General features: G+C 63.4%; 12 protein-coding genes. 5 read left to right on the forward strand and 7 right to left on the reverse strand.

What is annotated here, in order from left to right:
- Positions 1 to 23: 23 nt before the first annotated feature.
- The 3 genes from leuS (at position 24) to holA (ending at position 4337) form a co-directional block, all read left to right on the forward strand.
- A complete protein-coding gene (gene leuS / locus ACYCVF_RS17015) occupies positions 24 to 2660 on the forward strand; it encodes a leucine--tRNA ligase (protein WP_459598149.1) in 2637 nt (878 codons plus the stop codon).
- The gene (gene lptE / locus ACYCVF_RS17020) at positions 2647 to 3198 is read left to right on the forward strand and encodes an LPS assembly lipoprotein LptE (protein ID WP_459598151.1); all 552 of its coding nucleotides are present in this window, start codon (positions 2647 to 2649) and stop codon (positions 3196 to 3198) included. Before leuS ends, lptE begins: the two co-directional genes overlap by 14 nt.
- A 110-nt stretch (positions 3199 to 3308) precedes the next feature.
- Positions 3309 to 4337 (forward strand): DNA polymerase III subunit delta, encoded by a 1029-nt coding sequence (gene holA, locus ACYCVF_RS17025; protein ID WP_459599646.1) that lies wholly within the window; start codon positions 3309 to 3311, stop codon positions 4335 to 4337.
- Positions 4338 to 4388: 51 nt separating this feature from the next.
- Here holA and ACYCVF_RS17030 read toward each other — a convergent pair whose 3' ends face one another.
- From ACYCVF_RS17030 to hemJ, 7 genes are all read right to left on the reverse strand, one after another.
- Positions 4389 to 5276, reverse strand: coding sequence for a ParB/RepB/Spo0J family partition protein (locus ACYCVF_RS17030; RefSeq protein WP_459598153.1), 888 nt, complete (start codon positions 5274 to 5276; stop codon positions 4389 to 4391).
- Between the two features lie 137 nt (positions 5277 to 5413).
- A complete protein-coding gene (locus ACYCVF_RS17035) occupies positions 5414 to 6283 on the reverse strand; it encodes a ParA family protein (RefSeq protein WP_459598155.1) in 870 nt (289 codons plus the stop codon).
- 29 nt (positions 6284 to 6312) lie between these two features.
- Positions 6313 to 6954 carry a 16S rRNA (guanine(527)-N(7))-methyltransferase RsmG gene (gene rsmG, locus ACYCVF_RS17040; RefSeq protein WP_459599648.1) on the reverse strand — a complete coding sequence of 214 codons (642 nt, stop codon included), beginning with the start codon at positions 6952 to 6954 and terminating at the stop codon, positions 6313 to 6315.
- A 138-nt stretch (positions 6955 to 7092) separates the two neighbouring features.
- Positions 7093 to 8973, reverse strand: a complete 1881-nt coding sequence (mnmG, locus tag ACYCVF_RS17045; RefSeq protein WP_459598157.1) for a tRNA uridine-5-carboxymethylaminomethyl(34) synthesis enzyme MnmG — start codon at positions 8971 to 8973, stop codon at positions 7093 to 7095.
- A 467-nt stretch (positions 8974 to 9440) separates the two neighbouring features.
- A complete protein-coding gene (mnmE, locus tag ACYCVF_RS17050) occupies positions 9441 to 10796 on the reverse strand; it encodes a tRNA uridine-5-carboxymethylaminomethyl(34) synthesis GTPase MnmE (RefSeq protein WP_459598159.1) in 1356 nt (451 codons plus the stop codon).
- A 324-nt stretch (positions 10797 to 11120) separates the two neighbouring features.
- The gene (rho, locus tag ACYCVF_RS17055) at positions 11121 to 12386 is read right to left on the reverse strand and encodes a transcription termination factor Rho (protein ID WP_135165699.1); all 1266 of its coding nucleotides are present in this window, start codon (positions 12384 to 12386) and stop codon (positions 11121 to 11123) included.
- A gap of 251 nt (positions 12387 to 12637) precedes the next feature.
- A complete protein-coding gene (hemJ, locus tag ACYCVF_RS17060) occupies positions 12638 to 13060 on the reverse strand; it encodes a protoporphyrinogen oxidase HemJ (RefSeq protein ID WP_459598162.1) in 423 nt (140 codons plus the stop codon).
- A gap of 514 nt (positions 13061 to 13574) precedes the next feature.
- Here hemJ and ACYCVF_RS17065 point away from each other — a divergent pair.
- Together ACYCVF_RS17065 and ACYCVF_RS17070 are read left to right on the forward strand one after the other, a co-directional pair.
- On the forward strand, positions 13575 to 14414 hold the full coding sequence (locus ACYCVF_RS17065; protein WP_459598164.1) for a pyruvate, water dikinase regulatory protein: 840 nt from the start codon (positions 13575 to 13577) through the stop codon (positions 14412 to 14414).
- Positions 14415 to 14421: 7 nt separating this feature from the next.
- Positions 14422 to 15030: a Maf family nucleotide pyrophosphatase gene (locus ACYCVF_RS17070; protein WP_459598166.1), complete on the forward strand. Its 609-nt coding sequence runs from the start codon at positions 14422 to 14424 to the stop codon at positions 15028 to 15030.
- Position 15031 lies beyond the last annotated feature (1 nt).

Here is a 15031-nt window from a genome sequence, read left to right on the forward strand (position 1 = left end):
ACCCACGAAAACCCAACGATTCCATGACCTCCGAACGCTATAACGCCCGCGACGCCGAACCGCGCTGGCAACGCCTCTGGGACCAGCAGGCGATCTTCGTCTCCCGGAACGATGATCCGCGGCCGAAATACTATGTGCTCGAGATGTTCCCCTACCCGTCCGGGCGCATCCATATCGGCCATGTCCGGAATTACACGCTCGGTGACGTGCTGGCCCGCTTCATGCGCGCCAAGGGGTTCAACGTGCTGCATCCGATGGGATGGGACGCCTTCGGCCTGCCAGCCGAGAACGCCGCCATCGAGCGCAAGGTCGCCCCCAAGGCCTGGACCTACGACAACATCGCCGCGATGAAGAAGCAGCTCCGCTCGATCGGGCTGTCGCTGGACTGGAGCCGCGAGATCGCGACCTGCGATCCCAGCTATTACAAGCACCAGCAGAAGATGTTCCTGGACTTCCTGCGCGCAGGGCTTGCCGAGCGCGAGAAGCGCAAGGTGAACTGGGACCCCGTCGACATGACCGTGCTCGCCAACGAGCAAGTCATCGACGGTCGCGGCTGGCGTTCGGGTGCCGTCGTCGAGCAGCGCGAGATGAATCAGTGGGTCTTCAAGATCACGAAGTACTCGCAGGAGCTGCTGAGCGCGCTGGACGGGCTGGACCGCTGGCCCGACAAGGTGCGGCTGATGCAGCGCAACTGGATCGGGCGTTCGGAAGGCCTGTTGATCCGCTTCGCGCTGGATGCGGCGACGACGCCGGCCGGCGAGAGCGAGCTGAAGATCTTCACGACGCGGCCCGATACGCTGTTCGGCGCGAAATTCATGGCGATCTCGGCGGATCATCCGCTGGCGCAGGCCGCCGCCGCGAAGAACCCCGGGCTCGCGGAGTTCATCGCCGAGATCAAGAAGATCGGCACCGCACAGGAGATCATCGACACCGCGGAGAAGCAGGGCTTCGACACCGGCATCCGCGCGGTGCACCCGTTCGATTCCAACTGGAAGCTGCCGGTCTATGTCGCGAACTTCGTGCTGATGGAATACGGCACCGGCGCCATCTTCGGCTGCCCGGCGCACGACCAGCGCGACCTCGACTTCGTCAACAAGTATAATCTCGGCAACACGCCGGTCGTGTGCCCGGAAGGCCAGGATCCCAAGTCCTTCGTGATCACCGACACCGCCTATGACGGTGACGGCCGCATGATCAATTCGCGCTTCCTCGACGGCATGACCATCGAGCAGGCCAAGGAAGAGGTGGCGAAGCGGCTCGAAGGCGAGCTGCGCGGCAACGCACCGGTCGGCGAGCGGCAAGTGAATTTCCGCCTGCGCGACTGGGGCATTTCGCGCCAGCGCTATTGGGGCTGTCCGATTCCCGTCATCCATTGCCCCAAGTGCGATGTGGTGCCGGTGCCGGACGCCGACCTGCCGGTGAAGCTGCCGGACGACGCGACATTCGATAAACCGGGCAACGCGCTCGACCATCATCCGACCTGGAAGCACGTCAGCTGCCCGAAATGCGGCGGCAAGGCCCTGCGCGAAACCGATACCATGGACACGTTCGTGGATTCGTCCTGGTACTTTGCGCGCTTCACCGACCCCTGGAACGAGAACGCGCCGACGACGCCCGCGGTCGCCAACCGGATGCTGCCGGTCGACCAGTATATCGGCGGCGTCGAGCACGCGATCCTGCACCTGCTCTACAGCCGCTTCTTCACCCGCGCGATGAAGGCGACCGGGCACATCGCGCTGGACGAGCCGTTTGCCGGCATGTTCACGCAAGGAATGGTGGTGCACGAGACCTACCAGAAGGCCGACGGCTCCTATGTGCAGCCGGCCGAGGTGAAGGTCGAGGTTGGAGGCAACGGGCGCCGTGCGACGCTGCTGACAACAGGCGAGGAGATCCAGATCGGCCCGATCGAGAAGATGTCCAAGTCGAAGAAGAACACGGTCGACCCTGACGACATCATCGAGACCTACGGCGCCGACGTCGCTCGCTGGTTCATGCTGTCGGATTCGCCGCCCGACCGCGACGTGATCTGGAGCGACGAGCGCGTCCAGGGCGCCTCGCGCTTCGTGCAGCGGCTATGGCGGCTCGTGAACGATTCTGCCGAACTCGCAAAGGCTGCGCCGGCGGCCCGGCCGGCCAGCTTTGGGCCGGACGCCACCGCCCTGCGCAAGGCTGCCCATGGCGCGCTGGACAAGGTCACCACCGGCATCGAGCGACTGCACTTCAACGTCTGCCTCGCTCATATCCGCGAATTCACCAATGCGTTCTCGGAGGTGCTCCAGCGCCCGGGTCAGCCCGCAGCCGACCTGGCGCCAGATCTGGCCTGGGCAATCCGGGAAGCCAGCCAGATCCTGGTCCAGCTGTTCTCGCCGATGATGCCGCATCTGGCCGAGGAGTGCTGGCAGGTTCTGGGCCAGAAGGGTCTGGTTTCAGAGGCCAATTGGCCCCAAATCGAACGCGATTTGCTGGTTGAGGACAACGTGACCCTGGTGGTGCAGGTCAACGGCAAGAAGCGGGGTGAGGTCACAGTTGCAACAGCGGCCGAGAATCCGGAAATCGAGGCTGCCGTTTTGGCCCTCGATGCGGTAAAGCTGGCCCTGGACGGCAAGCCCGTCCGCAAGGTGATCATCGTTCCCAAGAGGATCGTGAATGTTGTCGGCTAGGATCCGTATCGCAGCCCGGTTGCTGGCAGTCGCCGCGATGGCGGCGCTGACGGCCGGCTGCTTCCAGCCGATGTATGCCGAGCGTACCGACGGCACCCCGGGCCTGCGCGAGAAGCTGATGGGGATCGAGCTCCCCCCGATCAACAAGCCCAATGCTTCGCGCGAGGCCCGCGTCGGCGTCGAAATCCGCAACGCGCTGGCCTTCAAGCTCTACGGCACCGCGACGGGCATGCCGCCGACCCACCGGCTGGACATCCGCTTCACCACCACCCGCTCCTCGCTGATCGTCAGCGCCACGACGGGACTGCCGACCAGCGAAAATCTTGGCATTGACGCCCAGTACAATCTGGTCGAGGTCGTGACCGGCAAGTCGGTTATGACCGGCTCGACCTTCTCACGGGTGTCCTATGACATGCCGGGATCCTATCAGCGCTTCTCGCGCACCCGGGCCGTGCGGGATGCCGAGGATCGTGCCGCCAACGAGATCGCCGAGAACATCACGACGCGGCTCGCCTCGTTCTTCACCGCGGGCACTTAACCCACACCCCGTCTTTCCGGGGGCACGCACAGCGTGAACCCGGAATCTCGATCAACAATCTCTGGATTCCGGGTTCTCCGTTGCGAGCCCCGGAATGACAGTTGGGTCCGATGGTCGCACTGCGTGGAAAAGAGATCGACGCCTTTCTCGCCCGGCCCGATGCGGCCCGTCCGATCATCCTGCTCTACGGTCCCGATGCCGGCCTCGTGCGCGAGCGCGCCGATGCGCTGATCGCATCGGCCGTCGACGATCCCAACGATCCGTTCTCGCTGGTCAGGCTGGACGGCGACGAGCTCTCCGCCGAGCCCTCGCGCCTCGTGGACGAAGCCATGACGGTGCCGCTGTTCGGCGGCCGCCGCGCCATCCGCGTTCGCGCCGGCTCGCGCAGCTTCGCCAGCGGCATCGACACGCTGGCCGGGATGAACGTGAAGGATTGCCGCATCGTGATCGAGGCCGGCGAGCTCCGCCCGGAATCGCCGCTGCGCAAGGCTTGCGAGCGCGCCAAGACGGCCGTGGCGATCGGCTGTTATCCCGACACCGAGCGCGATCTTGCCAGGCTGATGGATGACGAGCTCCGCATCGCGAACTTGCGGATCGCGCAGGACGCCCGCGCGGCGCTGATGTCATTCCTCGGCGGCGACCGCCAGGCCTCGCGCAACGAGCTCCGCAAGCTGACGCTCTACGCCCACGGCAAGGGCGAGGTCACGCTGGATGACGTCATGGCCGTGGTCGCCGATGCGTCAGAGCTGAAACTCGATCCGATCGTCGACGGCGCCTTTGCCGGGCGGCCCGACATCGTCGAGAGCGAGTTCGCCAAGGCCATGATCGCCGGAACCTATCCCGGCGTGATCATCTCCGCCGCACAGCGCCAGGCCGCCTGGCTGCACAAATCCGCGCTCGCGATCGCCGACGGCACGCCGGCCTCGACGGTGCTCGACGGCGGCTTTCCGCGCCTGCATTTCTCGCGGAAGCCAGCGGTCGAAACCGCGCTGCGCAATTTCAGCCCGGCGCGGCTCGCCGGCATCATCGAGCAGCTCGCAACCGCCGCACTCGACACCCGCAAGCAATCCACCCTCGCCGCGGCGATCGCCCAGCGCGCACTGATGGCGATCGCCGCGAACGCAAAGCGGCGGAGCTGAGCTGCGCCAGCTCGATCTTTTCGCTTCGCGAAGCTGGATTGACGGCGAAGACTACAGCGCGCCCTTCGCAAGCCGCTTCATCACCTCGTCGAGCTGATCGAGGTTGCGGTAGTTGATCTGCACGGAGCCGCCGGGATCGCGATGATTGACGGTGACCTTGAGACCCAGCGCGTCGCTGACACGCTTCTCCAGGTCGATCGTATCAGGGTCCTTTTCCCTGCCCCCGGTGCTGCGCGCCTTCTGCGGCTTGCGCTCGGGCACGCCTTCCTCGTGAGCCAGGGCCTCGGCCTGGCGCACGTTGAGCCCCTCCTCGACGATGCGCTTGGCGGCGGCAAGCGGATCGGGGACGCCGATCAGCGCGCGAGCGTGGCCGGCCGTCAATTCGCCGGTCGCGATGTAGGCCTGCACCTCGGCCGGCAGTTTCGTCAGCCGCATCATGTTGGCGACGTGGCTGCGGCTCTTGCCGACGACTTTGGCGATATCGTCTTGGCTGCGTTTGAACTCATTGGCGAGCGCGTGATAGCCCTGCGCCTCTTCCATCGGGTTGAGATCTTCGCGCTGCACGTTCTCGACGATCGCGAACTCCAGCGCGTCGCTGTCGCTGATGTCGACCGGAACGATCGGCACGTCATGCAGGCCGGCGAGCTGCGAGGCGCGCCAGCGCCGCTCGCCCGCGATGATCTCGTAACGGTCCTGCGCACCCTTCACCGGACGCACCACGATCGGCTGGATCACGCCGTGCTGCTTGATGGAGTCGGAGAGCTCCTTGAGCTCGGTCTCCGAGAAGGTGCGGCGCGGATTGCGTGGGTTGGGCTTGATGAATTCGATGGGCACCTTGCGCTGCGCGCGCGGACGATCGACGTGCTGAGCCTCGCCGCCGACATCCCCGATCAGACTCGCAAGACCTCGGCCCAATCGCGAACGCGCTTCGTCGGCCATCGCCAGCTCCCTTGGATTCACGGTGCAGCACTCCAGAACTGAATTGTCGTAGGGTGGGCAAAGCGTAGCGAGCCCACCAGTTTTTTGCGGAAGATGGTGGGCACGGCGAAGACGCCTTTGCCCACCCTACGGCATCGCTAATGCGGAACGCGCAGCTCGCGCTCGCGCTGGATCACTTCGGTGGCGAGCCGCAAATAGGCTTCGCTGCCGACGCATTTGAGATCGTAGACCAGCACCGGCTTGCCGTAGGACGGCGCCTCCGAAATGCGCACGTTGCGCGGGATCATGGTCTTGTAGACTTTCTCACCCATGAACTGGCGGACGTCGGCGACGACCTGGTTCGAGAGGTTGTTGCGCGAGTCGAACATGGTCAGCACGATGCCGTGGATCGACAGGTTCGGATTGAGCGTCGAGCGCACCTGCTCCACCGTCTGGAGCAATTGCGACAGACCTTCGAGCGCGAAGAACTCGCATTGCAACGGCACCAGGATCGCGTCGGACGCCGCCATCGCGTTCACCGTGAGCAGGTTGAGCGAGGGTGGGCAGTCGATCAGCACATAGGTGTAGTCGGCGTCCGGCGAGACGTTGTTGTTGAGCGCGCCGATGGCGTCGCGCAGCTTGAAGGCACGTCCGGGCGTGGTGCCGAGCTCGAGCTCAAGGCCGGAGAGATCCATGGTCGAGGGCGCGATGTGCAGCCGGGGCACTGCGGTCGAGACCACCGCTTCGCGCAAGGGGGCTTCGCCGATCAGCACGTCGTAGGTCGAGCAGGAGCGGTTGCGGCGATCGATGCCGAGCCCGGTCGAGGCATTGCCCTGCGGATCGAGATCGACAATGAGGACGCGCTCGCCAATCGCCGCGAGCGCCGTTCCGAGATTGATCGCTGTGGTTGTTTTTCCCACGCCGCCCTTCTGATTCGCGAGCGCGAGAATGCGCGGGTGGCCGTGCGGGACCTCGGCGGTCTGTTCCTGGGTGGTCTGTTCTTGCTGCGGCTCGTCAATCACGCTCATCGAAATTTCCCCACTCACCCCTGAACGCCTCACCCGCGCCGTTCGACGGACGTCAGCTCCACGATCCAGCCGTCGCCTGTACGGCTAGGGTGGAGCTGCGGCTTAATATTCCAATATTTAGCGGCTTCGGTCAATTCGGCCTCTACATCTTGACCCTTCGGAAATAGCGCCTTTGCGCCTAGGCGCATCAGCGGCTCCGCGAAGCCGATAAGTTGATGTAGCGGAGCCAATGCGCGCGCGGTGACGCAATCGACAGGGCCGGTGATTCTATCCACATTATCCCCGATCTCAGCGAGATGTACGACTCCCGGAGATGTGGTGACGCGAATCGCTTCGCGCAGGAAAGCCGCCTTCTTTGCGATTCGCTCGACCAAGTGGACGCTCGCGCCCGGCCTCCCCGCCAAGGCGCAGGCCAGGACGACGCCGGGGAAGCCGCCACCGCTGCCGAGGTCGGCCCAGCGTTTTGCCGCCGGCGCAAGATCAATCAGCTGAAGCGAATCCGCGATGTGCCGCGTCCACAGATGCGGCAAGGTCGAAGGCGCGACCAGATTGGTCTTCGCCTGCCATTCGCGCAGCAGGGCGATATAGAGATCGAGCCTGGCCTCGGTTTCATGTGAAACGGGCGCGAGCTTGAGCGCCGCGGCCTTGTCGTCGGCGATGATAGCGTCCAGCGACCGATCGTTGGCGCTCGCCTTGTCGATCCTCGCTCGGACCGGTGTCGATTCGGGTGGGCGCGCGGCGGCGCCTCCCCCGGGTCGTCGCGATAGCGGTCTGTCCCCGCCCGATCCGCGCTGTTTCACGTGAAACGCCTATGCAATTGCTTTGGAAGTCTTCCGTGCTTCGCGTCGGAGATAAGCGGCGAGAATACCCAGCGCCGCCGGCGTCATGCCGTCGATGCGGCCGGCTTGGCCGACGGTGAAAGGCCGCGCCTTCTCCAGCTTGGCCCGGACCTCATTGGAAAGGCCCGGGACGAGCTGGTAGTCAACCTCAGACAGCGCCATCCCCTCGTCGCGCCTAAACGCTTCGACGTCGGCGCTCTGACGCTCCAGATAGACGTCGTATTTCGCGTCGATCTCAAGATGGGTGGCGATCACTGGATCGATCGCCGCCAACTCCGGCCAGATCGCGCGGACCTGGCTCCAGCCGATCTCTGGATAGGCCATCAACTCGAAGGCCGACCGGCGTTGGCCGTCCCGGTTCAGGGACAGGCCGTGCTTGCTCGCCTCGTTCGGAGTGATGGCCAGTGACTTCGACAGCATCCGGGCCGCGTTCAGGGCATCCATCTTGGCGCGGTGATGCTGCGCTCGGGCGCTGCCAACGCATCCCAAGGCGATTCCCTTCTCGGTCAGACGCTGGTCCGCATTGTCGGCCCGCAGTGTCAGCCGGTACTCGGCCCGGGAGGTGAACATCCGATAGGGCTCGCTGATTCCCCGGGTGACGAGATCGTCGATCATCACACCGAGATAGCCATCTGCCCGATCGAACACCGTCAGCGCGGCACCACTGGCGGCCAAGGCGGCGTTCAGCCCGGCCACGATGCCCTGCCCGGCCGCCTCTTCGTATCCTGTGGTGCCGTTGATCTGTCCGGCCAGGAATAAGCCGCGCAGCCGCTTGGTTTGCAGGGTCGGATCGAGCTCGCGGGGATCAATGTGGTCGTACTCGATCGCGTAGCCCGGCCGCACCATCTTCACCCGCTCCAGGCCTGGGATGCTGGCGAGGATCGCAAGCTGGACCTCCTCCGGGAGCGAGGTCGAGATGCCGTTGGGATAAACAGTGCTGTCGTCGAGCCCTTCCGGCTCCAGGAAGATCTGGTGGCCGTCGCGGTCACCGAAGCGGACGATCTTGTCCTCGATCGAGGGACAATAGCGCGGTCCTGAACTCTTGATCTGGCCGGAGTACATCGGGGAGCGATGGACATTAGCCCGGATCACCTCATGGGTGGCGGCCGTGGTCCGGGTGATCCCGCATTGGATCTGCGGATTCGTGATCCGCTCCGTCATTACGGAGAACGGCTCCGGCGGCTCGTCTCCAGGCTGCATCTCGACTGCGGACCAGTCGATCGTAGTGCCGTCCAAACGGGGCGGCGTGCCAGTCTTGAGGCGCCCGAGGGCGAAGCCGGCACGCTCGAAGGAGCTGGACAGGCCCAGCGCAGGAGCTTCGCCGACACGTCCAGCGGGCCAATTCCTCTCACCGAGATGGATCAGACCGCGCAGGAAGGTGCCCGTGGTGACCACAACGGCCCCTGCCCGAAGCTCCCGGCCATCAGCCAGGCGAAGACCTGTGACCCGCCCTTCGGCCACGATCAGCTCGTCGGCCTCGCCTTCGATCACGGCAAGGCCTTCGGTCTCCCGGATCGCGGTCTGCATCGCTGCCGCGTAGAGCTTCCGATCCGCTTGGGCGCGAGGACCCCGGACTGCCGGACCCTTGCGGCGGTTCAGGACGCGAAACTGGATGCCGCCGGCATCGCCCACGTGGCCCATCAATCCGTCGAGAGCGTCGACTTCGCGGATCAGATGACCTTTTCCGAGACCGCCGATGGCGGGATTGCAGGACATCGCGCCGATCGTCGAGAAACGATGCGTCACCAGAGCGGTCGTCGCCCCCATTCGCGCAGCGGCAGCCGCGGCTTCACAGCCGGCGTGGCCGCCGCCAATCACGATGACGTCGAAACTTGCTCGCTCTGTTCGCATGAGCGGACTTCTATCCCAGGGCGGAAGAAGCCGGAAGTGGAAACTCAGGGCGGGCTTGTTTCACGTGAAACAGCAGCCCCATGGCGGCAATGGCTTTTCGCGAAAACAACCCCATGCACAGTAGAAAGAGTGTTGAAGGAATTGCTGTTTCACGTGAAACAAATATGGGAAAGCCAAACCGAACGGCCTCCGAGAAGGCGCTACGATCCTGCGCAATCGATGAAGACCAATATCGCCTCATGCAGTGATAGGTCCGCTGAACCCAGGATTCCGGGGAACGATCGGCGATGATTCGTCACTTCTCACAATAACGAGACACGTGGCGACGGCCCTTCGCTCCACTCCTCCATCAAATCACGGACCAAGCTACCGTGACGTTTCACGTGAAACGGCTAGAACCTTCTTCTTCCTGTTTCACGTGAAACAGGAAGAAATGGAAGCTCTAGTTCTAGCATGAAGAACTAGCGCTACTTCCCGACGCAGAATTTCTGAAAGATCGCCCCGAGGACGTCCTCGACGTCTACTCGGCCCAACAGCCGGCCCAAGGCAAAGGCGGCGGCTCGCAGTTCCTCGGCCGCCAGCTCTTCACCGTCTTCTACAAGCTCCAGACTCCGGCGCAAGCTGTCCGATGCCTGGCGCAGCAAATCCCGATGCCGCGCCCGGGTCACCAATGCACCCTCGGTCATCCCGAAGAAGCTACCGGCGAACGTCACGAGCGCCTCGACCAGCTCCCGAATGCCGTCGCCCCGGCTCGCGGAGATCGCGAACTCGCCGGGCATCACGGGTCCCTCGCCCCCGCCGAGATCGATCTTGTTCCGGACAATCCAGACCGAGCCGCCCGTCGTGGCAGCACCGTCACCGGATTTCCGAAGCGACATGGCTCCCGGGTCGATCGCTTGGCCACCCTCCACCAACCACAGGACCAGGTCGGCGTCTCCGGCTCGCGCACGGGCCCGACGCACGCCCTCCTGCTCCACGGGATCATCGGTCTCGCGAATGCCGGCGGTGTCGATGACAGTAACGGGATAGCCGTCGAGATCGAGCTGCACCTCGATCGCGTCGCGCGTGGTGCCGGCATGAGGCGAGACGATCGCGACCTCGCGCCGCGCAAGCTGGTTGATCAGCGTCGACTTGCCGACGTTCGGCTCGCCGGCGATGGCAACCACGAGTCCGTCGCGCAGGCGTTCAGCTTGTCCCTGTGCCGTAAGCACTTTTTCGATTTCGTCGTGGAGGGCTCTGATCGCTTTCTTCGCCGGCGCCAGCAGCTCGGCAGGCACATCCCCCTCGTCGGAAAAGTCGATGCCGGCCTCGATCAGGGCCGAGGCCTCAATGATGCGCTCGCGCCAGTCGCGGGCGCGATTGCCAAGCAAGCCCTGCAATTGGCGCAGCGCCTGACGACGCTGGCGGTCGGTGTCGGCGTGAATGAGATCGTCGAGGCCCTCCGCCTCGGTGAGGTCGAGCTTGCCGTTCTCGAACGCACGCCGCGTGAACTCGCCGGGCTCGGCGGCCCGCATATTCGGAACGACCGAAAACGCGGCGAAGAGCGCCGTCAACACCGCGCGGCTGCCATGGACGTGGAACTCGGCGACGTCCTCGCCGGTCGCACTGCCCGGACCTGGAAACCAGAGCACGACCGCGTCGTCGATGGGCTGGCCTGCCCCGTCGCGGAGCAGCCGGCGGCTCGCCCGCCTCGGCGCCGGCATCTTCCCCGCCAGCGCCGTCAGTGCCAGCCTAGCTTGCGGGCCCGAGACGCGCACCACAGCGAGCGCGCTCGGCGGACGACCGGACGACAGCGCAAAGATGGTCTGTTCTCGGGGATGCATCGCCTATTTGTCCGTCCGCCAGGGAAAAGGCAAATATCCGTTTGCGGCGGGTGAGGCGCCGGCCCGTGCTGCACCTTGGGACGCAGCAACACTTCATGCTGCAATGCAATATAAGATGGATTTTGCTGCGGAATCAGCCCTTCAGCCGGGCTGGGCTTTGCAGAAGCCAGGATTACGTTGTTTTGTCAATGCCTTACGAGGGAGCTAGATGGGGTGACAGGCGCACGTCATGTTGCACCGGCGCCGCAGCAAGCCTGCACAAGAGATACAAAAGAAAAGAAAAGAGCGCCCTAAGGCGCCCTTCAATCCTTTGCTGCACTGCACTCAGGTGTTCATCGACTCGAAGAACTCCGAATTGCTCTTGGTCGAGCGCAGCTTGTCGAGCAGGAAATCGATCGCGTCCATCGTGCCCATCGGGTTCAGGATACGGCGGAGCACGTACATCTTTTTGAGCACCTGCGGATCGGTGATGAGCTCCTCCTTGCGGGTGCCCGAGCGCGAGATGTCGATCGCCGGGAAGGTGCGCTTGTCCGAGACCTTGCGGTCCAGGATCAGCTCGGAGTTACCGGTGCCCTTGAACTCTTCGAAGATGACCTCGTCCATGCGGCTGCCGGTATCGACCAGCGCGGTCGCGATGATGGTCAGCGAGCCGCCCTCCTCGATGTTACGGGCGGCACCGAAGAAGCGCTTCGGACGTTGCAGCGCGTTGGCGTCGACACCGCCGGTCAGGACCTTGCCTGATGACGGAACCACGGTGTTGTAGGCACGACCCAGACGCGTGATCGAATCGAGCAGGATCACGACGTCGCGGCCGTGCTCGACGAGGCGCTTGGCCTTCTCGATGACCATCTCGGCGACCTGCACGTGACGCACCGCCGGCTCGTCGAAGGTCGAGGACACGACCTCGCCCTTCACCGAACGCTGCATGTCCGTGACTTCCTCGGGACGTTCGTCGATCAGCAGCACGATCAGATAGCATTCGGGATGATTGTGCGTGATCGAATGTGCGATGTTCTGCATCAGCACTGTTTTACCGGTTCGCGGCGGCGCGACGATCAACGCGCGCTGGCCCTTGCCGATCGGCGCGACGATATCGATCACGCGTGCAGACAGGTCTTTCCGCGTCGGATCGTCGATCTCCATGCGGAAACGCTGATTCGGGAAGAGCGGCGTGAGGTTGTCGAAATTGACCTTGTGCTTGGCCTTTTCCGGATCCTCGAAATTGAGCGTGTTGACCTTCAGCAGCGCAAAGTAGCGTTCGCCCTCTTTCGGACTGCGAATATGGCCTTCGATGGTATCGCCTGTGCGCAGGCCGAAACGGCGAATCTGCGACGGCGAAACGTAGATGTCGTCCGGCCCCGGAAGATAATTCGCATCGGGCGAACGGAGGAAGCCGAAGCCATCGGAAAGCACCTCGACAACGCCCTCGCCGACGATGTCGGTTTCCGCGAGCGCAAGTTGCTTGAGAATGGCAAACAGCAGCTCCTGCTTGCGCATGGTGCTGGCGTTCTCGACCCCGTGCTCTTCCGCGAACGAGACGAGCTCAGCCGGGGTCTTCGACTTGAGGTCCTGAAGTTTAATTTCCCGCATTGGGGTGGTCCTGTGGGGTAACCTGAAAAGAGGGGGGTGCGAGGAGGCTCTGAAATGCGGACGTGAGAAGGTAAGGTCCGCAGGTCTGGCAAGGTGAGTGCCGGTTGAGGCTTCAAACCTGATGCGGTGTCCGGCCTCTGGAAGGCTCGGACACGACCACATCCGCCTGCGTTGGGTGGGATGTCGACAATATAGAAAATCGCTCCCTGCTCCGCAAGCCGAAGCGCTGAGCTAATCGTCGCGCGCCCTGCCTAGAACGGCTTCACGATTACCATCACGACGATGACGATCATCAGAACGGTCGGTACCTCATTGATTATTCGATAGAATTTCTGGGTTCGCGGGCGCCTGTCGGCAGCGAAATCCTTCAGCCAGCGGGAGAAAAAGCCGTGGACCGCAGACATCGCCAGGACCAATGCCAGTTTTACGTGCAGCCAGCCGGATGAAAACCAATGGCCGGACCAGGCGAGATAGAGGCCGGCTACCCAGGTCACGATCATGGCCGGATTGATGATCGCCTTGAGCAATCGGCGTTCCATGATCTTGAACGTTTCCGACTGCTTCGACCCGATATCGGCCTCGCAATGGTAGACGAACAGCCGCGGCAGATAGAGCATGCCAGCCATCCAGGAGATGACCGCGATCACGTGCAGCGCCTTGATCCACTCGTACATGCCGGCAGCCTCCCGTGTCTTGCTTTGCGCCTTCGACCTGAACCGAGATGTCGATCGAAAGCGCCCTGTTTCACCGAACAGTGGATGGAACGAGTCCGGTAAGAATTCATTCATAGATTTGAGTGCACACACATATCCGCGTGCTTGGCTCTTCTAAACCTTAAAATTCTAGAATCTTAAGGTTTGAGTCTGTGTGACCGTGGATTGGACTCACACAATTCCGTCCGCCGCTTCACGCCCGATTGTTCACATTCATCAACATATCCGGCGCGGGTTCGGACCGCTTGGATAAGCCGTCCGGACTCAAGGGCTTGCGCTTGTCCATCGGCAGCTTATCAATACGGTTATCCGCGCAATCCCGCTTTTCTCATCGCCAGGCGCCGAACTTGTTCTCAAGGGCAGCGCTGTGAAGAAAATCGGCCGTTGTCCCGCCCCTGGTGTCGCACATCCCTTTCCAAGGGGTTAAGCTCCACAGAAATCCACAAACCGCCCCGCCCTCATACAAAGAGTTTCTGTGCCGACCTCGAACAATTATTTCCATCTGCACCTGGTCTCCGACTCCACCGGTGAGACGCTCATCACCGTGGCGCGCGCGGTCGCGGCCCAATACGCCAACGTGACGCCGGTCGAGCACGTCTATCCGCTGGTGCGCAGCCAGAAGCAGCTCGACCGCGTGCTCGACGAGATCGAGGAGGCGCCGGGAATCGTGCTGTTCACGCTGCTCGAGAAGGATTTGGTCGCCAGGCTCGAGGACAAGTGCAAGCAGATCAATGTTCCCAGCCTGTCGATCATCGGGCCGGTGATGCAGCTGTTCGAAGCCTATCTCGGCGCCGCGACCACGGGCCGCGTCGGCGCCCAGCACGTGCTCAATGCCGAATATTTCAAGCGTATCGACGCGCTGAACTACACGATGATTCACGACGACGGCCAACATGTCGAAGGCCTCGACGATGCCGACGTGGTTCTGGTCGGTGTGTCCCGGACATCGAAGACGCCGACATCGATCTATCTTGCCAATCGCGGCATACGCACTGCCAACGTGCCGCTGGTTCCCGGCATTCCGGTGCCCTCGCAATTGGAGACACTGACGCGCCCGCTGGTGGTGAGCCTGCACGCGACGCCAGAGCGCCTGATCCAGATCCGGCAGAACCGCCTGCTCTCCATGGGCGCCGAGTCCGGCAGCGAAAACTACACTGACAAGCAGTCGGTCACCGAGGAGGTCGCGTTCGCACGCAAGCTGAGTGCCAAGCATGATTGGCCGCTGCTGGACGTCACGCGACGTTCGATCGAGGAGACCGCGGCGGCGATCATGAAGCTCTACAGCGATCGCCAGCGCAACCGGCCCTCGGAATGATCCGGCGATGGGTCTGTGGCTCGGCACGTCTCCGTTGATCCTGGCCTCGCAGAGCAGTGCGCGAAAAATGCTGCTGGCCAATGCCGGGCTCGAATTCAAGGCCATCACGGCCGATATCGACGAGCGTGGCATCCAGTCCACGTCCAGGCTTTCGAACCCGCGCGAGATCGCGCTGCTGCTGGCGCGCGAGAAGGCCAAGGCCGTATCGGTCCTTCATCCTGGAAGCCACGTGATCGGCGCCGACCAGACGCTGGCTTTGGGAGATCGTCTCTTCAACAAGCCCGCCGGCCGTCCCCAGGCGATGGCACAGCTGCGCGAGCTCGCCGGCAACCGCCACGAGCTGAATTCGGCGGTGGCAGTGGCGCGTGACGGAAAGATTGTATTCGAGGATGTTTCGATTGCCCGCATGACCATGCGGCAGATGACCGAGGCGGAGCTGTCAGCCTATCTCGATGCCGCCGGCGACGCCGTCACGACCAGCGTCGGTGCCTATCAGCTCGAGGGCCTCGGCATCCATCTGTTCGAGCGCATCGAGGGCGATCATTTCACCATTCTCGGTCTGCCGCTGCTGCCGCTGCTTGCGTTCCTGCGCCGCGAGCGGCTAGTTGCGGTGTGAC

This window comes from Bradyrhizobium cedriense (assembly GCF_054602315.1).

Coding starts and splice junctions, on each gene's coding strand:
- leuS (WP_459598149.1), top strand. CDS start 24: ATGACCTCCGAACGCTATAACGCCCGCGACGCCGAACCGCGCTGGCAA.
- lptE (WP_459598151.1), top strand. CDS start 2,647: ATGTTGTCGGCTAGGATCCGTATCGCAGCCCGGTTGCTGGCAGTCGCC.
- holA (WP_459599646.1), top strand. CDS start 3,309: ATGGTCGCACTGCGTGGAAAAGAGATCGACGCCTTTCTCGCCCGGCCC.
- ACYCVF_RS17030 (WP_459598153.1), bottom strand. CDS start 5,276: ATGGCCGACGAAGCGCGTTCGCGATTGGGCCGAGGTCTTGCGAGTCTG.
- ACYCVF_RS17035 (WP_459598155.1), bottom strand. CDS start 6,283: ATGAGCGTGATTGACGAGCCGCAGCAAGAACAGACCACCCAGGAACAG.
- mnmG (WP_459598157.1), bottom strand. CDS start 8,973: ATGCGAACAGAGCGAGCAAGTTTCGACGTCATCGTGATTGGCGGCGGC.
- mnmE (WP_459598159.1), bottom strand. CDS start 10,796: ATGCATCCCCGAGAACAGACCATCTTTGCGCTGTCGTCCGGTCGTCCG.
- rho (WP_135165699.1), bottom strand. CDS start 12,386: ATGCGGGAAATTAAACTTCAGGACCTCAAGTCGAAGACCCCGGCTGAG.
- hemJ (WP_459598162.1), bottom strand. CDS start 13,060: ATGTACGAGTGGATCAAGGCGCTGCACGTGATCGCGGTCATCTCCTGG.
- ACYCVF_RS17070 (WP_459598166.1), top strand. CDS start 14,422: ATGGGTCTGTGGCTCGGCACGTCTCCGTTGATCCTGGCCTCGCAGAGC.